At 66.9% G+C, this 18,057-nt stretch carries 21 protein-coding genes and 1 tRNA gene; 12 read left to right on the top strand and 10 right to left on the bottom strand.

All coding sequences use genetic code 11. The features are described from left to right. Positions 1 to 76: 76 nt before the first annotated feature. The 5 genes from AC3A46_RS06835 to AC3A46_RS06815 form a co-directional block, all read right to left on the bottom strand. Positions 77 to 673, bottom strand: coding sequence for a fasciclin domain-containing protein (locus AC3A46_RS06835; RefSeq protein WP_487664449.1), 597 nt, complete (start codon positions 671 to 673; stop codon positions 77 to 79). A gap of 160 nt (positions 674 to 833) precedes the next feature. Next, positions 834 to 1,634, bottom strand: coding sequence for an anti-sigma factor (locus AC3A46_RS06830; RefSeq protein ID WP_487664448.1), 801 nt, complete (start codon positions 1,632 to 1,634; stop codon positions 834 to 836). Next, positions 1,621 to 2,172 carry an RNA polymerase sigma factor gene (locus tag AC3A46_RS06825; protein WP_487664447.1) on the bottom strand — a complete coding sequence of 184 codons (552 nt, stop codon included), beginning with the start codon at positions 2,170 to 2,172 and terminating at the stop codon, positions 1,621 to 1,623. The genes AC3A46_RS06830 and AC3A46_RS06825 overlap by 14 nt, the downstream gene beginning before the upstream one ends. A gap of 37 nt (positions 2,173 to 2,209) precedes the next feature. Then, positions 2,210 to 2,857: a class F sortase gene (locus tag AC3A46_RS06820; protein ID WP_487664446.1), complete on the bottom strand. Its 648-nt coding sequence runs from the start codon at positions 2,855 to 2,857 to the stop codon at positions 2,210 to 2,212. A gap of 11 nt (positions 2,858 to 2,868) precedes the next feature. Further along, the gene (locus AC3A46_RS06815) at positions 2,869 to 3,693 is read right to left on the bottom strand and encodes a DUF4397 domain-containing protein (protein WP_487664445.1); all 825 of its coding nucleotides are present in this window, start codon (positions 3,691 to 3,693) and stop codon (positions 2,869 to 2,871) included. A 186-nt stretch (positions 3,694 to 3,879) separates the two neighbouring features. Here AC3A46_RS06815 and AC3A46_RS06810 point away from each other — a divergent pair. Further along, positions 3,880 to 3,955: transfer RNA gene (locus tag AC3A46_RS06810), tRNA-Met, on the top strand. A 210-nt stretch (positions 3,956 to 4,165) separates the two neighbouring features. Then, positions 4,166 to 4,501 carry a helix-turn-helix domain-containing protein gene (locus tag AC3A46_RS06805; protein WP_487664444.1) on the top strand — a complete coding sequence of 112 codons (336 nt, stop codon included), beginning with the start codon at positions 4,166 to 4,168 and terminating at the stop codon, positions 4,499 to 4,501. Positions 4,502 to 4,534: 33 nt separating this feature from the next. Here the strand turns inward: AC3A46_RS06805 and AC3A46_RS06800 are convergent, their stop codons facing one another. Both AC3A46_RS06800 and AC3A46_RS06795 read right to left on the bottom strand, forming a co-directional pair. Next, positions 4,535 to 5,689, bottom strand: a complete 1,155-nt coding sequence (locus tag AC3A46_RS06800) for a tyrosine-type recombinase/integrase (RefSeq protein ID WP_487664443.1) — start codon at positions 5,687 to 5,689, stop codon at positions 4,535 to 4,537. Further along, the gene (locus tag AC3A46_RS06795; protein ID WP_487664442.1) at positions 5,676 to 6,362 is read right to left on the bottom strand and encodes a hypothetical protein; all 687 of its coding nucleotides are present in this window, start codon (positions 6,360 to 6,362) and stop codon (positions 5,676 to 5,678) included. The genes AC3A46_RS06800 and AC3A46_RS06795 overlap by 14 nt, the downstream gene beginning before the upstream one ends. A 95-nt stretch (positions 6,363 to 6,457) precedes the next feature. On the opposite strand from AC3A46_RS06795, the gene AC3A46_RS06790 reads away from it, so the two are divergent. Both AC3A46_RS06790 and AC3A46_RS06785 read left to right on the top strand, forming a co-directional pair. Continuing rightward, complete coding sequence (locus AC3A46_RS06790) at positions 6,458 to 6,670, top strand: helix-turn-helix transcriptional regulator (protein ID WP_487664441.1); 213 nt, start codon at positions 6,458 to 6,460, stop codon at positions 6,668 to 6,670. Positions 6,671 to 6,764: 94 nt separating this feature from the next. Next, the gene (locus tag AC3A46_RS06785) at positions 6,765 to 7,964 is read left to right on the top strand and encodes a Fic family protein (RefSeq protein WP_487664440.1); all 1,200 of its coding nucleotides are present in this window, start codon (positions 6,765 to 6,767) and stop codon (positions 7,962 to 7,964) included. A gap of 63 nt (positions 7,965 to 8,027) precedes the next feature. On the opposite strand, the gene mobF is transcribed toward AC3A46_RS06785, so the two are convergent. Then, on the bottom strand, positions 8,028 to 10,781 hold the full coding sequence (mobF, locus tag AC3A46_RS06780) for a MobF family relaxase (protein ID WP_487664439.1): 2,754 nt from the start codon (positions 10,779 to 10,781) through the stop codon (positions 8,028 to 8,030). Between the two features lie 517 nt (positions 10,782 to 11,298). On the opposite strand from mobF, the gene AC3A46_RS06775 reads away from it, so the two are divergent. After that, a complete protein-coding gene (locus AC3A46_RS06775; protein WP_487664432.1) occupies positions 11,299 to 11,685 on the top strand; it encodes a hypothetical protein in 387 nt (128 codons plus the stop codon). A 111-nt stretch (positions 11,686 to 11,796) separates the two neighbouring features. Here the strand turns inward: AC3A46_RS06775 and AC3A46_RS06770 are convergent, their stop codons facing one another. After that, the gene (locus AC3A46_RS06770; RefSeq protein ID WP_487664438.1) at positions 11,797 to 12,636 is read right to left on the bottom strand and encodes an SDR family oxidoreductase; all 840 of its coding nucleotides are present in this window, start codon (positions 12,634 to 12,636) and stop codon (positions 11,797 to 11,799) included. Positions 12,637 to 12,782: 146 nt separating this feature from the next. Here AC3A46_RS06770 and AC3A46_RS06765 point away from each other — a divergent pair, with 146 nt between their 5' ends. The 4 genes from AC3A46_RS06765 to AC3A46_RS06750 all read left to right on the top strand — a co-directional run bounded on the left by AC3A46_RS06765 (position 12,783) and on the right by AC3A46_RS06750 (position 15,483). Then, a complete protein-coding gene (locus AC3A46_RS06765; protein WP_487664437.1) occupies positions 12,783 to 13,700 on the top strand; it encodes a helix-turn-helix transcriptional regulator in 918 nt (305 codons plus the stop codon). 135 nt (positions 13,701 to 13,835) lie between these two features. Further along, positions 13,836 to 14,309: a DUF1643 domain-containing protein gene (locus tag AC3A46_RS06760; RefSeq protein WP_487664436.1), complete on the top strand. Its 474-nt coding sequence runs from the start codon at positions 13,836 to 13,838 to the stop codon at positions 14,307 to 14,309. A gap of 155 nt (positions 14,310 to 14,464) precedes the next feature. Further along, a complete protein-coding gene (locus tag AC3A46_RS06755) occupies positions 14,465 to 14,743 on the top strand; it encodes a DUF4190 domain-containing protein (protein ID WP_487664435.1) in 279 nt (92 codons plus the stop codon). 164 nt (positions 14,744 to 14,907) lie between these two features. Next, positions 14,908 to 15,483 carry an alpha/beta fold hydrolase gene (locus AC3A46_RS06750; RefSeq protein ID WP_487664434.1) on the top strand — a complete coding sequence of 192 codons (576 nt, stop codon included), beginning with the start codon at positions 14,908 to 14,910 and terminating at the stop codon, positions 15,481 to 15,483. 118 nt (positions 15,484 to 15,601) lie between these two features. Here AC3A46_RS06750 and AC3A46_RS06745 read toward each other — a convergent pair whose 3' ends face one another. Beyond that, entirely contained in the window at positions 15,602 to 15,916 is a 315-nt protein-coding gene (locus AC3A46_RS06745; protein WP_487664433.1) for a hypothetical protein, read from the bottom strand. 144 nt (positions 15,917 to 16,060) lie between these two features. On the opposite strand from AC3A46_RS06745, the gene AC3A46_RS06740 reads away from it, so the two are divergent. The 3 genes from AC3A46_RS06740 (at position 16,061) to AC3A46_RS06730 (ending at position 18,012) form a co-directional block, all read left to right on the top strand. Continuing rightward, complete coding sequence (locus AC3A46_RS06740) at positions 16,061 to 16,447, top strand: hypothetical protein (RefSeq protein WP_487664432.1); 387 nt, start codon at positions 16,061 to 16,063, stop codon at positions 16,445 to 16,447. Between the two features lie 165 nt (positions 16,448 to 16,612). After that, positions 16,613 to 17,260, top strand: coding sequence for a DUF5701 family protein (locus AC3A46_RS06735; RefSeq protein WP_487664431.1), 648 nt, complete (start codon positions 16,613 to 16,615; stop codon positions 17,258 to 17,260). Positions 17,261 to 17,409: 149 nt separating this feature from the next. Then, complete coding sequence (locus AC3A46_RS06730) at positions 17,410 to 18,012, top strand: hypothetical protein (RefSeq protein WP_487664430.1); 603 nt, start codon at positions 17,410 to 17,412, stop codon at positions 18,010 to 18,012. Positions 18,013 to 18,057: the final 45 nt, after the last annotated feature.

The following is an 18,057-nucleotide window of genomic DNA, read 5'->3' as shown; positions in this document are numbered from 1 at the left end:
CGCGGCCGATCTCGGCGGCGCGACCGTGGTGGCCTCCCTGCGTCGGTCGAGGTCCACCACGGCCCGCCACCCGCCGTCAGGAGGCCGGGACGAGGACGCGATCGATCGTGTGGATCACGCCGTTGGTCGCGGGGATGTTGCTCGCCCAGAACACCAGCCGCGGGTCGCTGAGGGCAGGGGTCTCGTCACGCAGGTTGATTCCGCGGGGGTTGACGACACCGCCGTTGGCCATGGTCAGAGACCGCGCCGTGAGCACTTTCACCGGGCCGAGCTTCTCGCCTGCGACCACGTGGTACAGCAGGATGTTCGAGATCTGCTCGATGCTGAACGTCGACGTGATGGCGGCCAGCGCGTCAGCCTCGCTGGCCGGCGCCGTGCCCGTGAGGTCGGTCAACAGCCGCAGGAACGCGCGGTCGTTCGGCGCGAACACCGTGTAGGTCTGGCTCGTGTCGGCGAGCGCACCGTTCAGCCCGGTGGCCAGCACCGCCTGAACGAGGATGTCGTAATCCGAGTGATTGCTGTCAGGGGTGCCACCGCCGGATGCGGCGACGGCGACGTCCACGATCGTGCCGGCGGGGGCGGGGGCGGAGCCGCCGTGGGCTTGGGCGGGCGCGGCGGTGAACACGAGTGCCAGGGCGGCGACCGCCGCGACGGCAAGGCGAGACTTCTTCATGGTTCCGATCTCCTTCGATGCGAGTCCTGGCACGGTCCGAACGGACGGTGCCATAGAGGTATTCGCCCGAACCTCGGGAGTTGGATGCAGCGGCACGGCGTCCGCTTCGGACACGACCGAGCTCGAAGCGAGGACACACCACGCCGGCACGCCCTCGGCGTCAGCTGAACTCCAGCTCCCCGCGCACGATCGAGTCGCCGGAGTGGGTGGGATCTCCGTCCAGCGGCTCCTGCGAGACGTCGACGAGCACGTAGTCGCGCAGGTCGACGTCGTCCGGAACCACGAACGTGCCCTCCTTCCCGTCGAGCTCGCCGAGACTCACCAAAGCCGAGGCATCCGCGGTGATCAGCCACACCTCGCGGAAACCGTCGCTCTCGTCGAAGTCCTCGACGCTCACGGTCAGCGTGCGCTCCCCGTCGGAGAGCTCGATCACCTGCGCGGTGCCTGCGGCGCCGGGGTGATCGGGGAACGCGGCCAGGGTCGCCGACGCGATCTCGACCGACTGCGGCGCCCTGACGAAGCTCCACACCCCCACGATCGCCAGGACGACGGCGACGCTCGCCGCCAGGGCGAACAGCATCCGTCCCCCTGGCCGTCCGCGGCGCTTCGGCTGTCCGTCTGCGACAGACGACGCGCTCGCAGGAGAAGAGGCCGCCGTCGGCGGGGCGGCAGGCGGCGCAGAGGCCGAGGTCGGCGGGGCAGCGGGCGAGGAGACGATGCCCGAATCGGCTGCCGCCGGCTGCTGCGACCGGACCTCATCGAGGATGCGGTCCCACACCCGCTCGGGCGGCGTCTCGAGCTCGCCGAGGGTCACGGTGGACCGGCCGACAGCCACGGTGTGCTCGAGCTCTGCCAGCTCGATCGAGCAGACGTCGCAGGTCGCGAGGTGTTCGTGCTCGGCATCCGTCAGCGTTTCTCCGACGGCGACCAGCGCAAGACGCTCGGGGTCAAGGTGCGACATGAGACACCTCCAATCGGTCACGCAGGCGGGTGAGACTTCGGCGGATGTGACTCTTCACGGTACCCAGCGGCATGTCGAGGCGCATCGCGATCTGCTGGTGGGTGAGGTCGTCGTAGAACGCCAGCCGCACCACGCGCTGCGCGTCGGGCTCGAGGCGGTCGATCTCATCGGCCAGCAGCATCCGGTCTCCGAGATCGATCTCGGACGACAGCGGCTCATCGGTGACGGCGAAGCGCTGCAGCTTCTCCTGCAGCTCGCGCACGCGCCGGCGCGCATCGAGGGTGTCGGCGATGCGGCGGCGGGTGATCGTGACGAGCCACGTCGACAGCCTTCCTTTGGCCGGGTCGTACGACGCTCGCGAAGTCCACGCCGAGACGAAGGTCTTCTGCGTCACGTCCTCCGCGTCCCCCCTGTCGCCGAGCACCCGCAGCGCGAGGGTGAACACGATCGGCGACCATCGCCGGTAGATCTGCTCGAGGGCGCGCTCGTCACCGGCGGCGAAACGGCCGCACAGTTCGCGCTCTTCCTCGTCGTCCACGGTGGTTCCCCTCTGCTCGTCCGGCGCCATCGCCGGCTCACGTGACCGGGGTCGCGATCGCGACCACGTTATCGGCGTAACGGCCCGTGCGGGAGTCGAAGTCGCCGCCGCACGTGATCAGCACGAGGCTGCGCGCGCCCGAGCGTGCGAACAGCTGGTCGACCGGCAGCTCCGCCTTCGGGTAGAAGGTGACGCTCTTCACGGCGTAGCGGCGCACATCGCCCGCGGCGTCCGTCACGTCCACGACGTCCCCGACGGGGAGGTCGCGCAGCCGACTGAACGGCCCGATCGGGAATTGCGGCGAGTCGACGTGGGCCGAGATCACGACATTGCCATCGGATGCCGCGGGGTCCGCGCCGAACCGGTACCACCCGCCGATCGCGGGGTCGGCCGGCAGCTCCATGAAGCCCCCGGTCTCGACGCCGACCGGCACCACCGGCACGTCGACGTCGATCGAGGCGGCGACCACCCTCACCGGCGGCACGGGCCGCCGGGCCGGAGACGGGGTGGCCGCCGCGATCGGCACCTCGACGGCGGGCGTCGGGTCGGGCGTCGCCGTCGCCGTCGCTGTCGCAGTCGCAGAAGGTGCCGGCGCCGACGGGGCGGCCCCTGGGGGCGAGCCGCACGCCGTCAGCGCGAGGGCGATCGCAAGAGATGCTCCGACTCCTGCGATCGCCCTGCTCATGTCGTGACCCTTCAGCGCTGCGCCCGGCTGCGCGCGACGACCAGAGCGGATGCCGCCACCGCCGCGGCGACCGCGATGCCGCCGATCGCCCACATCCACTGCTGGAACATGTCGCGCTGCGCGAGCTGGCCACCCGTGCCGGAGTTCACGCCGTCCGGTGCCGAGTGCAGGCCCGTGATCGTCTGCACCGCGAGCTCGAGGTTCTCGTCCTCGAGGCTGCCCCACGCGTACGCGATCGTGAGCACGCCCTCCTGGACGTCGACAGGCGCCGGTCCGATCACGGGATCGGTGGTGCCGGCCGCGGCCACCGAGGCCTCGATCGTTCCGGCCGGCAGGTCGAGGGATGCCTCATCGGGGTTTGCGAGCCCCTCGATCACCGCAGTGCCGCCGGCGAGCACATCGACCGCGGGTGCGGCCGCGACGTGCCGGACCGTGAGGCGCCCCTCCCCCGCCGCGGTGGGCGACGTGTCGTTGGCGTACGGAGTCACCGTCGGCGAGCCGGACTCGTCGAGGTGAGCGACCGCCGTGTAGTTCTTGCCGGATTCGAGCGTGAGGGTGACGGGGCCGAGCACGGGCGAGCTGGCGTCCGTCGCATCGGGTGCCGTGAGCGCGACCTCGTAGGCGCCGGCGGGCAGATCCAGCGGACCTGCCAGGTCACCCGGCTGGAAGTCGTCGAGGGTGAGCGCCCCGTTGACGTAGACGTCGACGGGCGTGTCAGGGATGCCGTGCAGGACAGACAGCACGGCGTTGGTGTTCGTGGCTGCGCTTGCGGGGATACCCACACTGAGCGCGGCGGCGATGCCGACGGCGATCGCCGCGAGAACCTTCTTTCGCACGGTGTTCCTCCTTCTCCGAGCGGCCGGTCGCCGCATGTTGAAGAGTTCTTCCGGCAGGAGGAGGAGTTCGGATGCAGGCGCGGACGGATTCTTGCGACTTGTGGCGTGGTGTCACATCTCGTCATCGCCGGACACGCTCTGACACCGACGAGCGATCCGTGCCCGCGGCGATTACCGTGGGGTCATCGCGGCGATCCGGGCGGTCCCGGGCACCGGTTCATACCCGGGTGCGTTGCGGGTTCGACTCCCGCCGTCGCGTCCACTTCGGAAGGGCCGCGATCCCAGTGTTTCCAAGGGATCGCGGCCCTTCGGGTTTGTGGCCGACGCGGTTTTGCCCACACTTTGCCCACACTTTTCGAGAGGGCGAATGAAGATACTCGCCTGCGGTGCGTCAGGACCTCTGTGAGGTTCTATGTGCAATGACCCATAATCGGGTGACGGCCCACGCTGAGGCACATCTCTGGAGAACAACATGACCACCTCGTTCGAGGACTACGCCAACAGGCGGAAGTCTCGTTGGAGCGCCAGCCAGCGGGCGGCGTACGAGGTCGCCGAGCAGGTCTTCTCCGACGAGCGTGAGAGCCACCTCGCCTTGGGCGCGGACCTTGCGGCGCGGCGCAACGAGCTGAACCTGTCCCAGCCGCGACTCGCCGAACTGTCAGGTGTACAGCAGAGCGAGATCAGCAGGATCGAGCGCGGGGTCGCAAACCCCACCCTCTCGACGATTGATCGCCTCTCACGTGCCTTGGGCTTGCGGGTAGTGCTGACGACGTCCGAAACACCCGACCCGCACCACGTATCCGCCTGAGCTCGTTCACCTCGCGGGCTATCACCGTGGAGGCTACTGACCAGAGGCAATCGCCTGGATCCGCGCCTCGTTCAGCGACGCCGACACCGTATCGAGGTCGTCGTCGAACAGGTCGGCGTAGACATCGAGCGTCATCGCGGCCGACGCGTGGCCCAGCATCCGCTGCACCGCCTTGACGTTCGCTCCCGAGCTGATCGCGAGCGACGCGGCGGTGTGCCGCAGGTCGTGAACGGTCATCCGCTCGAGGCCCGCAGCATCCAGTGCCGTCATGAACCATGATCGCGACGCTCCTGATGAGCGCGGGCGGCCGAGGTAGCCGACACCGTCGCCGAAAAGCAGACCATCCCGCGGCTTGCCCTCGCACAGCTTCGCGATCGGCAGCTCGAGGAACTCGGGGTACGGCACCGACCGCACCTCGTGGGTCTTCGGCGTGCCGACATGGATCTCGGCGCCGACACGCACTGCGTTCTCGTTCACGGCGAGACGCCGCCGCAGCGCATCCACGTCACGCACCCGCAGAGCGGTCAGTTCTCCCCAGCGGAGCCCCGTGTACGCGGCGAGGTACACGAGCGTCGAGTACTCGCCCGCGGCGACGGCGAGCCGTTCGACTTCTTCGTGGCTGAGGTACTGATGAGCCTTGCGGTGCTTGCGCGGCAGGTTGTCGACGCCCCGCGCAGGGTTGTGTGGGATGCGGCGGTCCTTGACCGCGATGTCGAGAACGGAGGCGAGCACCCCATGCGCCCGGATCACGACCGTGGCGCTCTTCTTGCGGGCAGCCTGCCCGCGGGTGCGGATGCTGTCACGCCGGTCGGTTCTCGCCGTGCCGGCCGCGAGCTGCGATACCCAGGTACGCACGTCGCTGTGTGTGATTGCCGAGACGGGCGTGGCGCCCCACCGCGGCACGACGTAGACACGCCACGCATCCTCGAGCGCGCGATAGCTCGATGGCTTCAGGCGAGACCTCTTGGCCTCGAGCCATCCGGGTCCGAGCTCCGAGACGGTCGTGCGCGCTCGCGCCGGCTCGATGTACTCCCCCGTGGCCTTCGACACCTCGACGGTCGCGAGGAAGAGATCGGCATCCCGTTTCGTACGGAACCCCCGCTTGTCCGTCTGCCGGTGATCTGGCGTGCGGTAGCGGACGCGGTACCGCTTGCCGCGCGCAGTCTCGTACGCCTCAATCGTCCCCACGGAATACTCCTGTGCGTTCGAACTCGAATTGCTCGGCACTCCACACGATGCGCCGCACGAGCTCCTCCTCTGAGGGGAGCGTGTTCGGGTTCGCCCTCTTGATCTCTTCGGCGATGCGCCGGACGGCGCTCTCGTTGCCGGAGGTTGTCATGTAGCCCGCAGCGCGGGCCCGCTGAATCCAGTTGGTTGCAGTCCGTTGTTTCAGGCCGAGAGACTCCGCCACAGCGAGCGCAGGATTCTCGTTCGAAATCTCCGCAATCCGATACGCCGTTGCAGCGAGAAGCAGCCCTTCCTCCGACTGAGCCTCGAGTCGCGTCACGCCGGTAGGAGCATCCGACGCCCGCGGCGTCCTCAGCGCCGAGATAGGCCACGTCCACGAAGGGAGGGCCAACTCGATCGCTGGACGCACGATCGAGTGGACTCGAACAGTGCGCCAGAACGCACCGGTGATCTCAATCGGCGTGTCGCGTCGGTCGATGCCGAAGGCGGCGATCTCGTAGCGCCCCTTCGGCTCCGAGTATTCAAGGCGAAAGTTTGCCCGAGCGAGGCCCTCGTCGTCGTCCGGTCCGAGTCCGCCGAGCGGAGTGGGAATCGCAGCGACGATGGTTGGCCGCACCAGGATGCCGGGCGGAACGAGGATGCCTTTGCCCGACGACTTCACCAGATTCTGCACGCGTGCATCCTCGCATACATTGCGCGCTATTGACATGGGTACGCAATGGGATTACCTTGTGCGTATCGATGACATGGTGACGCAAGGAGGTCGAGATGGATGCTGACGATGAGTGGCTCACGCTCCCCCAGGCCGCGACGCTCATGTGCATGACGAAAGCCGCCATCGCGCAGCTTCGCTACCGCGGTGTCGGGCCAAAGTTCTACCGCCTCTCGGCGAAGACGATCCTCTACAAGCGGTCCGAAGTGGTCGCGTGGATGGAGAGTCGCGCCTGCACGCGGACGGATGACGTGCTCGCGGCGAGGTAGCGCGAATTTAGGCACACGGAGCTGCCGCTACCCATAGGGCGCTCGCGCAGCCTTATGATTAACCAAGTTACTCATAAGATTGGGCATCGACATTATGAGCACACCTCGGCAGGCGTCGACCTGGCCGGCGATCGAGTGGGAAGACCAGACCTGGCTACCCAGCACGGCGTGGGCAGCGAGTCCCGGTCTCGATGCCTATGGAGCGACGTACCGGTCAGCGCTTCCTGCTCGGATCGCGGAACTCACTCCTGACCCCTTGACGGAGGCCGCATCCGCCGCCGACGTGGCGTCGAGGGAGCTGAGCCGCCTCGACGCCGAGCTCGGGGAGCGCGTGGCGTCTTTCGCTCCAATCCTTCTGCGCTCGGAGGCAGCATCCTCGTCGCAGATCGAGAACATCACGGCATCCGCGCGAGCGATCTGCAGCGCCGAGCTCGGCGCGAAGACGAGTCGCAATGCGGAGCTCGTCACGGCCAACACGCGCGCGATGACCGCAGCCATCGAACTCGCAGACAGCCTCACGCCCGATGCGATCGCTCGCATGCACGAGGTCCTGATGGCCGAGCAGCCTCGCCACACACCGGGGACATGGCGCGACGAGGCGGTGTGGATCGGCACGCGCAGCGACTCACCCGTCGGCGCCGAGTTCGTCGCGCCGAATCACTCGCGCATCGAGGCGCTGATCGAGGATGTCACCGCATTCGCACGCCGATCGGATGTCGCTCCTCTCGTGTCGGCAGCGATCGCGCATGCGCAGTTCGAGACGATCCATCCGTTCTCCGATGGCAATGGTCGTACCGGGCGAGCACTGGCCCAAGCGATGCTGAGATACCGGGGAGTCACTCGCAATGTGGCTGTGCCCGTCTCTGCCGGGCTGCTCGCCGACGTCGAGGGGTACCACCGTGCCCTCACCGCCTATCGAGAGGGCGATGTCTCGCCCATCGTGACGGCGTTCGCGGATGCCGCATTGCGCGCCGTAGCCAACGCCCGCACCCTCGTGGCCGAGCTCGACCAGATCCGCGCAAGCTGGGACACTCGCCTTACCGTCCGCCGCTCCAGCAACGCCTGGAAGCTGCTCGACATCCTCCTGCGACGCCCCGTGCTCTCTTCTGCCGCCGCGGCCGCGGAGCTCGGCGTGCAGCAGCCGAACGTCTACCCACCACTCACCGCGCTCGTGGATGCCGGCATCCTGAAGTCGAAAGCCGAACACCAGCTCGGCCCGTTCTGGCGCAGCGACGAGGTACTCGCTGCGCTCGACCAATTCGCCAAGCGCGCTGGACGACGGGAAGCGTCATGACGAGCGAAATGACTGAGTCGTCAGTGTGAAAGGTGACGAGTCGTCAGTTTGAGCGCTACACGGCTACAGTCCCAGCCCGCCCCGACCCTGGGCCGGCGACACCACCGGCCCCGTCGACACGGGCGCCACGACCCGCCGCGCAGCCCGGCGGAGGTCGATCTGCGCAGCCCTTCGGGAGTCCTCGATCGTCGGCTCCGGGATGCCGCGACGCATCGCATCCGTCAGCTCGGCCCGCGCAGTATCAGCAGATCCCGCCACCACGATCGCCTCGTTCCAGCGACGCCCCCGCGTGAGCCCGACATAGAGGCCGGCGGCATCAACGCCCGGACCCACAATCGACGTATCCACCGTCTCGCCTTGGATGCCGTGCACCGTTGACGCGTACGCGAGGTGAGCGTGTTCCGCCGCATACTCCGCGCGCACCGTCCGTCTCTCGGTGGAGTCGGCGAGGTTGGTCAGGGCGAGCCGATCGCCATCGATTCCCGTGATGATCCACGTTGCGCGGTTCTGCACGCCGGCCACGCTGTCGTTGCGCCGCGTCTGGATGATGTCGCCGACGAGCATCCGCTGGCCGTCCCGCCCGAATGCGACAGCATCCGTCGCGAGCTCCCCGTTCTCAAGTCGGCGCTGCTGGATCGCCCCGCTGATTGCATCGGCATCGTCGTTCGTTGCGACGACGAGCGCGACGCGCTCCCCGCGAGCAACGCCCTCAAACCACGCGTCGACCATTGCATCGTGTGCGGCATCGGTGCTTGCAACACGGGCAACATGACCGCCGGCGTCGAGTTCCTCCGCGACCGCAAGCGCCTCCGCCGATGTCGACGCGGAACGCAGTCGCAACGTCAGTTCGCCATACGCGGGATCAGCGAAGCGATGCACGGAACGGAGTTCAACGACGTGGTCGGCGTGGCGCGTCAGCAACGCCATCGCACCGACATGACCGACCGGCGCCGCCTGACGCGGATCGCCGATCATTGCGATTCCCGCGCCCGTCTCCTGGAGCACGGCGCCGAGCGCGTCCGCGCTTTGCAGGTCGACCATTCCGGCCTCGTCCACAATGACGCGATCGCCGCGCCTCAGCGCGAATCGCTCGGGTCCGAGGTAATGCCGACCGGTGGACTCGTCGATATCCCCGAAGCTCAGGCGCGACCAGCGCTGACCGCCTGCGGAATCTTCGCCCCATCTCCATCCGTAGTCCGCGAGCAGGGCGTGCAGGCTCGAGGCCGGCGCGCCGACTTCACGCTCAGCGACGACGGCGGCCTTCTTCGTCGGCGCGACGACAATCAGCGCTCGGCGTTGCAGTGCCAGCGCCTCGCGTGCGACGCGGAGCAATGTCGTCTTTCCAGATCCTGCGGGGCCGGTGATCGAGACGAGTCGACCTGTGCCGGCAATGACGGATGCCGCGGCCAGCTGCGCATCGTCGAGTGCGCCGTGCTCCCCCGCGCAGCGGGCCGCGAGTTCGCGCATCTGCCCCTGTTGCGGCACTACGCCGGGCGTGGCCAAGCCGGCGAACCGGTTGCCGACGCGCAGCTTGAGCAGCACTGTCGCCGACGCCATGAGCGCTTTGACGTGCGGCGGCTTAGTTGCGTCATCGGGCACCAGATCAACGGTGTCATCGAGTGCTCGCGCGACCACATCGTCAATCAGCTCATCGAGCAATGCCCGGTCTGCCATCACCCGGCTGCGCGAGATCGCTCGGATCGCTCCCGCGCGAATGTCCCACGGCGAGAACCGCCCGCTGCTCGACACCGACCTGGCGTCGGCATCGGCGATTGCCATCTGCGCAAGCAGGTCGCGGTCGAGATCGACAAGCAGCGTCGGCTCAATCCGGGCGCCGCTGCGAGTCCCGAGCAAGAGCGGGTCGATCTCGCCAAGCTCGGCACGCACTCGGGCTTCCCACTCCGCTTCGTCAAGGTGCGTCGGTTTGTTCGGGCGACCCTGCGCCCACGCCAGGGCATCGATGTGGTGCAGCTCTTCGGCGCCCGGCTCGCGGCCCGGGTGCTCGCCACGCCAGGCCCCGATCAAGCGCATCCTGTTCGCCTCGATCTTGTTCGAGCGCCGCGACAACGGGCGCACCACGTGCGCGAGCTGCACGATCTCCCCGTCGTCATCGAGCGTGTACCCGTGAGCGGCGAGAACCGCGATCCATCTCGGATCGGTGCGCGCAGCCAGCTCACCCTCGGCGTTCACCACCGTCTGGAACTTCATCGCGACCCGCGAATCCAGGCTCGACCACTTGCCGTCGGCACCTTGGACCTTCATGTTCAACCACAGGTGCCGGTGAATGTGCGGGTCGAGGGCCCGCGATCGACGGTGCTGCAACTCGACGACCTCGAGTCTGGCGATGGATTCACGGATGCTGCCGCCATGACCGCGGCGGGCATTGAGTTCGCGCTGCCAGAGCGTGATCGTCCTGTCGCGCATCCGATCCTGCAGCGCTTCGAACTCGAGGGCGAGATCAGGAGCGAGCAAAGCTGCGATGCTGTACGACTTCGGAAAGTTGATCGTACCGTCCAGCATCAGATCGGAATTCTCGGAGCGGCTCACCAGCCCACGCGGCTCGCCCGTCGCAGGGTTCTCTCCCTGAATCCAGCGACGGAGTGCGGGTGCATCGAGTTCGTCCCGGGCGATCGCGCCGCTTACAACTGTGAAGCGCGTAACGGTCGATTCATCGCGTTCCGCATAGCGGGCGGCCATGTCGGCACCAATCGGCTCACGATGGTGAGCATCGCAGGTTCCCTCGAACGCGTACGAGATGGCATTGCGGATGCCGCGGGAGTCAGCTCCCCGCTTCCAGCTTCGCAGTCCCCCGCGCATGCTGACAGGATACATGCGCAGTCGTGTCATCACCAGGCATGGTGCCTACGTGCATTGCATCTCTGTTGGGGGTGTCGCCTATGTCGGCGGCGGAAACTGGCGGTTGGACAGACGTGCGGTCCAGGGGTGGGGGCGAGGGGCGTGCTTGGCCGGTCGTGGAGCCGCGCGTAGGTGGGACGTCCATCGGGCCTTTACGCGAGCCGGTCAACTGCGACGCTCTCGCGTCGTCGTGCAAGATCCTTCGCGAGGGATCTGCGAGGTCCAGGCAGCTCGATGGACCAGATACCCTGCCGGGCGGTGCTGGGACGGTATCGACGTGGTCGTCAGTCGACGCCTGAGCGGACCTAACGCTGACAACAGCAGACGGAGGGTCGCAGAAGTCCACGGCGCGTTCGTCGTGCGCACCGATAGGGACCGGCTTATGAGCGAGTTCCGCACCCGTGCTCGGTCCTCGCAATGCGAGGATCAGAGGACATCGCACCACGACTTCACATCGACGCGAGGAGAACCTGGACTGATGATTGCCGCCATCATGACCCTGGTTGGCGCGTGCCTCGGCGTTCTGCTCGCAAGTTGCCGCGTCCCCCGAGTTCGTGTCGTCCCCTTGATTAGCAGCGTGATCCTCCTAGTGCTCGCGGCCGTGGCGCTAGTGGCCATCGACGCCAGCAACTTCGCCGCCGCCATCGTGTTCGTCCTCGCGGTCGGCGCATCGACGATCCTGTACTCCGCTGCAGCGTGGCGCGGCATCTTCCGCGATCTACCCCATCCGTACGCCTGGTTCTGCTTTTCGGAGCTCATTCATCCGAATTATCTTCGACAACTCCATGTCACGAACAGGCAAGCCCGCCGCTCAGCCGCACCCGAGCACGCTCACGGAGAGGTCGACGCTCGCGCCGATCGCTGAGGGACCGGCAACCGAGCAGCGGAGCATGCTCTCTGGTTGCTCAACGGTTCCGGACGCCAGCGGCACGCGCTAACAGATGAGGCATCCGAGCGGCGTCAGCCCCCTGCCAGCTCACTCGTCGAAGGTGAGGGACGCGGACAAGTCGCGGTGCGCGTCGATCTGCCTCTGGATGACGGCGAGGTTTTGCTCGACCCCGGCCATGACGTCGGCGCCGGCGAGAAACCGCAGTGGGAGTTCCTCTGAGTCGGAAAGGGTGACGAGGGCGTCGGCGAGCTTCTTCGGGTCGCCGCCCTGGAGGCCGTTCATGCTCTTCCATGCCGCGATGGTCTGCGCGGTGAGGTCGGCGTAGTCCTCGATTTCCAGCGCAGGCCAGATCGTTGAGGAGCCCTCGACGAGCAGCTCGGTGCGGAAGAACCCCGGTTCGACGGCCATCGTCTTGATGCCGAAGCGCTCGACGTCGTACCGCAGTGACTCCATCCATCCTTCGAGGGCGAACTTGGACGCGGCGTACGCGGCGACGAACTCCTGGCCCATCAGCCCTGCAGCCGAGGTGATGGTGATGACCTGGCCGGAGCGTTGCGTGCGCATCACCGGCAGGATGGCGCGGGTGACGTTGAGGGGTCCGAAGAAGTTGGTCTCCATCTGGGCGCGCAGCTGTGCGGGGCTGGTGTTCTCGAAGTAGCCGGCGTAGAAGTTGCCGGCGTTGTTCACGAGCACGTCGATTCGCCCGAACCGGTCGACCGCCGCCGCTGCCGACGTTTCGGCGGCCGCCGGGTCGGTGACATCGAGCGCGACGGCGAGCAGGTTCTCGTGCGAACCGATCGCATTCTCGACGCGGGAGGCGTCGCGGCCGGTGGCGACGACGCAGTGACCGGCCGCGAGGGCTGATCGGGCGATGTCGACGCCGAGGCCGCGGCCTGCGCCAGTGATGAGCCAAGCCTTGCTGATCATGATGTGCCTTTCTCGAAGTCTGTGCCGTCCGTGGCCGGTCGGCTGATTCGAGTCAACGCGGTACAGGGGTTCTTAGCGCGGCCCTGGTTATGGGTGCCTTCGCAGGGACCCCCAGGGCGGCCGCCAGTCGGCGTACCGTCGATGGCATGGACGCCCACGACGACATTGGAGAGTTCCTCACCTCCCGGCGCGCGAGACTCACCCCCGCCCAGGCAGGCCTGCCTGACTTCGGTGGCCGTCGACGCGTGCCGGGGCTGCGCCGCGAGGAAGTCGCCCTGCTTGCCGGAATGAGCTCCGAGTACTACAAGCGCCTGGAAAGAGGCAACGCCACCGGTGTCTCGGAGGCCGTGATCGATGGCGTCAGCCGGGCCCTGCAACTCGACGAAGCCGAACACGCGCACCTGTACGACCTGATCCGCACCGCCAACGCCGGCGCCCACCCGCAACGGCGACGCGCGTCTACCCGGAAGACGACGCTGACTGCGGGCATGCAGCAGACCATCGATGCGATGTCCACGGTGCCCGTCTTCATCCAGAACGGTCGCCTCGATGCCATCGCGACCAACCAACTTGGCCGCGCCCTGTTCTCCGAGATGTTCGACCCGGGAAAGCCGCCGGTGAATGCCGCCCGGTTCGTGTTCCTCGATCCCCGCGCCCAGGAGATCTACCAAGACTGGGAGGCCACCACCCGACAGATCGTTGCGATTCTCCGCGCCGAAGCCGGCCGATCACCCTACGACCGGCAACTCAGCGATCTCGTCGGGGAACTGTCCACCCGCAGCGACCTGTTCCGCAGACTCTGGGGCGCACACGACGTCCGCGAGCACCGCACCGGAATCAAGAGCATCCACCACCCGCTCGTCGGAGACCTCGACCTCACCTACCAGAGCATGGATCTCGCCGCCGACCGCGGGCTGCAGATGCTCGTCTTCTCCGCCGAACCCGGATCGGCATCGCACGACCGCCTACAACTCCTCGCAAACTGGGCGACGAGTAACCACACCCACAGGACCACGCCTACCGCCGCCGAGTACCGGCCAGCCTCGTCGAGCGACTTCCCGTAGACAAGCCAAACACGGACCACTGCCGTCGGGCTGGACCCATTCCTCTCGCGCACGCAGGAGGACCCCGCCCGGGCCTGCCCACCACTCTTCCGCCCGAACCCAGGCGGTGTCGGCGACTCAAAATACGATCAGACGGTGACTGACTTCGTATCCGCCGCCGCAGACATCCGCGGCGACTACCGATACAGCCTGACTCGCGTCTGGGACCAATCGCTGCCGACGATGACCTTCGTGCTGCTGAATCCAAGCACCGCCGACGCGGAGGAACTTGATCCCACCCTTCGACGCTGTGTGAGCTTCGCATCAAGAGACGGGTACGGCGGTCTCAAGGTTCTCAACCTGTACGCCTACCGCACGCCAAGCCCGAAGGAGATGCTCGCCGCACCCGACCCCATCGGCCCCGACAATGACCGCATCCTGGCCGAGGCTACGGGCACCGTCGTAGCCGGCTGGGGAACGAATGCCAGCCCAGCCCGAGTCGCTCTAGCGCTTACGCTGTTGCCGCCGCTCAAGGCGCTCAAGATCACGACGCACGGACACCCTCAGCACCCGCTCTACGTCAAGGGCGACTCACCCCTCGTTGACTGGCCGGCACGCAGAACGTCGTAGGACCAAATCGGTCCCGCCGGTTCGCGCGGGCCCGGTAGCGGACCGCCTTGCGCAGCCGGCGCGACTCCAACCGCAACCATTCCCCTCCACGAACGCGAGCGTCGTTGCTGGGTCGACAGGTTCTTAGGTGAGGGGGCCCGCGATAGTGTGCGGGCATGACCAACCCTCCCACGCCAGTTCCCCAGCCCGGCTACCCCGCAACGCCTCGAACCAACACGTTCGCGATCGTCGCGATCGTAACGGTGTGGTTCGGAGCGATCTTGGGTCTCGTCTTCGGCTACATCGCACTGTCGCAGATCAAGCGCACCGGTGAGGGCGGTCGCGGCCTCGCGCTCGCCGCGGTGATCATCGCCTGGGTAGCGATCGCCTGTGGCATCATCTTCACCGTTCTCTTCTTCACGCTGTTCGCGATGAGTGTTCCCAACGGAGGCTAACGAGACCTCGATCGTCGCGCCCAGCGAGACGCGGTCGATACCGTCCCAGCTCGTAAAGGCGTCCGACCATCGCTGACCTGTACGCTGCGACCGGCGAATCGACGGACTACAGCGGCTCGCAAGCGGACCGACTTGCGGGCGGCTCCGCGTTGTAGCGTTCATGGATGACCGCCCCTGCCGCTTCGGTGACGCCTTCCGTCCGCCGCGCCATCATCGTCCCAGGGCGCAACATGGGTCCCTACGTCCCGCAGCTGCTGTTCCCGACATTCGCGGCCATCCGCCGAGGAGCCAAGCCGGAGCCTATCGAGTGGACGGATGCCGAAACGGTCGATGGGTTGGACAGCTCAGAAGTCGCCTCGTGGGTGGCTGCCCGTGTCGAACCACGCCTCACGGCCCTTGAGCCGGGATCGGCGGTGATGATCGGGAAGTCGCTCGGTACGCACGCGGCGTCCGCTGCCGCGCGGCTCTCAGTCCCGGCGATCTGGGTCACCCCTCTGTTGACGAACTCGTTTGTGCGTGACGCTCTAGCCCAAAGCACCGCCCCATTCCTGTTGGTGGGAGGGACCGCGGATCCGCTGTGGGACGGCGCGGTCGCTCGTTCTCTGACACCGCACGTGCTGGAACTGGAGGGAGCCGACCATGGTCTCTTCCTGCCTGGCCCGCTGGAACCGTCAGCACACAACATTGCCGTTCTGGCTACCGCCAGTGAGCGCTTCCTCGACGAAAACGTCTGGCCATAACGACTCGCACGCAGCGAGAAGGGCGCCCGGTGAGCGACCGGCCTGCGAGCGAGCCACCCGACGTGGGACGGCATCGTCGACGCCGCGAACTTGGCCCTTCGCTTCGCTTACCGAGCGACTAATCAGTGAGGACGACGACGTGCTCGACCTCTGTGGGGTTCTGTCCAGCCAGGCGGACAAGGGGTACGGTCCGGCGTTCCAGCCCCTCTCTGACCGGTTGCCGTTCCATCTCGAGGAAGAGCTCAAACACTCTGCCACGAGCGTTGTTCAATACCCATCGCTGAACTTCCTCGACGTCCGAGGCATCAACGAGTACGTAGGCGTCCAGGTTGAACGCATACCCCGGAGCCGGCTGCTCCCAGAAGTGCACACGGTAAGCGGGAGACCGAAGCTCGTGGCTGGACTCGGCATGTCCGGTGGCGTGCACTTCCATCTGCAAAGTCTGGCAGGCGCGTCACCGAGCACGCAGAGGGACCGGCTTATGAGCGAGTTCCGCACCCGTGCTCGGTCCTCGCAATGCGAGGATCAGAGGACATCGCACCACGACTTCACATCGACGCGAGGAGAACCTGGACTGATGATTGCCGCCATCATGACCCTGGTTGGCGCGTGCCTCGGCGTTCTGCTCGCAAGTTGCCGCGTCCCCCGAGTTCGTGTCGTCCCCTTGATTAGCAGCGTGATCCTCCTAGTGCTCGCGGCCGTGGCGCTAGTGGCCATCGACGCCAGCAACTTCGCCGCCGCCATCGTGTTCGTCCTCGCGGTCGGCGCATCGACGATCCTGTACTCCGCTGCAGCGTGGCGCGGCATCTTCCGCGATCTACCCCATCCGTACGCCTGGTTCTGCTTTTCGGAGCTCATTCATCCGAATTATCTTCGACAACTCCATGTCACGAACAGGCAAGCCCGCCGCTCAGCCGCACCCGAGCACGCTCACGGAGAGGTCGACGCTCGCGCCGATCGTTGAGGGACCGTCGTGCAGTCGAGTGGGTATCGGGTTCAAGTCCGGCTACTCACCCCTGTCCGCGCGCTTGGCGACCGGCATGGGCGGCGGCGGAGGGAACGGCCAGGGAATACGACTCAGAAGGCGCGGGTTCCAGAACAGGCTGCATTCCAACCATCGAGGAGGACCATGGCCCGCGTGACCAAGACGGTTGCTGAGCAAGTCGACGCATTGGAGTCAGTGGGACTGTTCGAACTCGCACACGGAGACCGGGCTGCGGTGAAAGCTGCGGCCGAGTCGCTGCGCGCGTCGACGGCACGCGACGAGACCGCGCTCGTCGGGCTCCATCCGGCCACTTTTGCGGCATCCACGCTCGCACCGTTGATGTCACGGGTCGGCAAACCGGGCTTCGTCGTGGAAGACATGACGGATGTCGACCAGTTCCTTCCTTTCGGGTTCAGCCTCCCCGAGCATCCGCTCTACCTTGTCTACGGCGTCGAACGAGGCGACGAACTGCAGAACGTCACGCCCGAAGAAGCACTTCCTCAGATCACTGCGGTGGGTCGACGGGGACTCACCCTTCACGAAGGGCTCAGCTGGGCCATCACCCACCCCGACGTCATCGAAGCGAACAACTGCTTCATGACGATCGGTTCGAGAAAGGTGAAGGCGGTCGATCGCGCCGGCAAAGTCGTCTACGACACGCGCACGCCCGCCCTCTGGAACGCATCGGGCACGGGCCGGGACGGCAAGGAGCGCAAAGGTGCGCCCAAGCTCGGCTGGTGCTGGTGGGGAAACCGGCACACCTGGCTCGGAATCGCCTCCGCCCGGCGGTGATCGAGGACGCCTCGTGTCGACCCCTGGCGCTGAGCAGCCGCTCGGCGCGGTACCGGACCGGCTTACGGTCCGGTGGGAGCAAGTTCCATCCCGGTACTCGCCGCCAGGTGCGAGCACGCGAAATCGGCGACCTTCGCTACGGTCAACGCATGGCGCAGACGACAGTTGAGTTGGAGCAGTCGGGATGGCACACGCCCGCCCGCGACTTCATCCCGGCGTCTCACCGGGATCTGCCGATGCTCCGCGTCTATCTGCCGTTCATCGACCGCGCCGGGAACTACGTGCGTTGGTCTCGATACGTGGACGTCGACGAGCATCCGGCATCGCTGAATTGGTTCGAAGCGACGCAGCACCTTGCCGCGACCCAGCCTGAGGTCCGGGAACTGGTCTCGTGCATGGGCGTGCTCGACAGCTCGACCGCTGAGGCGCTGCGCGAGGCCATAGACAACCTCGCGCTTCGATGCCTCCGCTGGGTGGGATACGGCGAAGTGCCCACCGACTCGCCCGTCCGCGTGCATGGTGAGGACTACTTCGCAGCCAATCTGATTGCCGCTGACGTGGAGGCCGGGCGTCGGGTGCCCGAGTTCGCATGGGACGTCGAGAATCGGTTGGCATGGGGCGGCCGGCTGTATCCGGATTCGCTCATCATCGCCGCCGAGCTGCCGGTCTTCCGGCAGCTGCGCAACGACCCGCGGCTGGACTCAGCGTCTGTCCGAGCGGATGACGTCCTACCTGGGAGCGCCGGAGACTGAGCCGCACTACGAAAGCCGCTCACTCCCGTGCGACGCCCGGTGATG

Source organism: Microbacterium sp. Soil_C_42 (assembly GCF_057656735.1).
This window is presented reverse-complemented; position numbering and strand designations above follow the sequence as displayed.

Excerpts from the sequence above, each read along its gene's own strand:
- AC3A46_RS06835 (WP_487664449.1), bottom strand. The coding sequence starts at position 673 with ATGAAGAAGTCTCGCCTTGCCGTCGCGGCGGTCGCCGCCCTGGCACTC.
- AC3A46_RS06830 (WP_487664448.1), bottom strand. The coding sequence starts at position 1,634 with ATGTCGCACCTTGACCCCGAGCGTCTTGCGCTGGTCGCCGTCGGAGAA.
- AC3A46_RS06820 (WP_487664446.1), bottom strand. The coding sequence starts at position 2,857 with ATGAGCAGGGCGATCGCAGGAGTCGGAGCATCTCTTGCGATCGCCCTC.
- AC3A46_RS06805 (WP_487664444.1), top strand. The coding sequence starts at position 4,166 with ATGACCACCTCGTTCGAGGACTACGCCAACAGGCGGAAGTCTCGTTGG.
- AC3A46_RS06790 (WP_487664441.1), top strand. The coding sequence starts at position 6,458 with ATGGATGCTGACGATGAGTGGCTCACGCTCCCCCAGGCCGCGACGCTC.
- AC3A46_RS06785 (WP_487664440.1), top strand. The coding sequence starts at position 6,765 with ATGAGCACACCTCGGCAGGCGTCGACCTGGCCGGCGATCGAGTGGGAA.
- mobF (WP_487664439.1), bottom strand. The coding sequence starts at position 10,781 with ATGCGCGGGGGACTGCGAAGCTGGAAGCGGGGAGCTGACTCCCGCGGC.
- AC3A46_RS06775 (WP_487664432.1), top strand. The coding sequence starts at position 11,299 with ATGATTGCCGCCATCATGACCCTGGTTGGCGCGTGCCTCGGCGTTCTG.
- AC3A46_RS06770 (WP_487664438.1), bottom strand. The coding sequence starts at position 12,636 with ATGATCAGCAAGGCTTGGCTCATCACTGGCGCAGGCCGCGGCCTCGGC.
- AC3A46_RS06765 (WP_487664437.1), top strand. The coding sequence starts at position 12,783 with ATGGACGCCCACGACGACATTGGAGAGTTCCTCACCTCCCGGCGCGCG.
- AC3A46_RS06755 (WP_487664435.1), top strand. The coding sequence starts at position 14,465 with ATGACCAACCCTCCCACGCCAGTTCCCCAGCCCGGCTACCCCGCAACG.
- AC3A46_RS06750 (WP_487664434.1), top strand. The coding sequence starts at position 14,908 with ATGACCGCCCCTGCCGCTTCGGTGACGCCTTCCGTCCGCCGCGCCATC.
- AC3A46_RS06745 (WP_487664433.1), bottom strand. The coding sequence starts at position 15,916 with ATGGAAGTGCACGCCACCGGACATGCCGAGTCCAGCCACGAGCTTCGG.
- AC3A46_RS06740 (WP_487664432.1), top strand. The coding sequence starts at position 16,061 with ATGATTGCCGCCATCATGACCCTGGTTGGCGCGTGCCTCGGCGTTCTG.
- AC3A46_RS06735 (WP_487664431.1), top strand. The coding sequence starts at position 16,613 with ATGGCCCGCGTGACCAAGACGGTTGCTGAGCAAGTCGACGCATTGGAG.
- AC3A46_RS06730 (WP_487664430.1), top strand. The coding sequence starts at position 17,410 with ATGGCGCAGACGACAGTTGAGTTGGAGCAGTCGGGATGGCACACGCCC.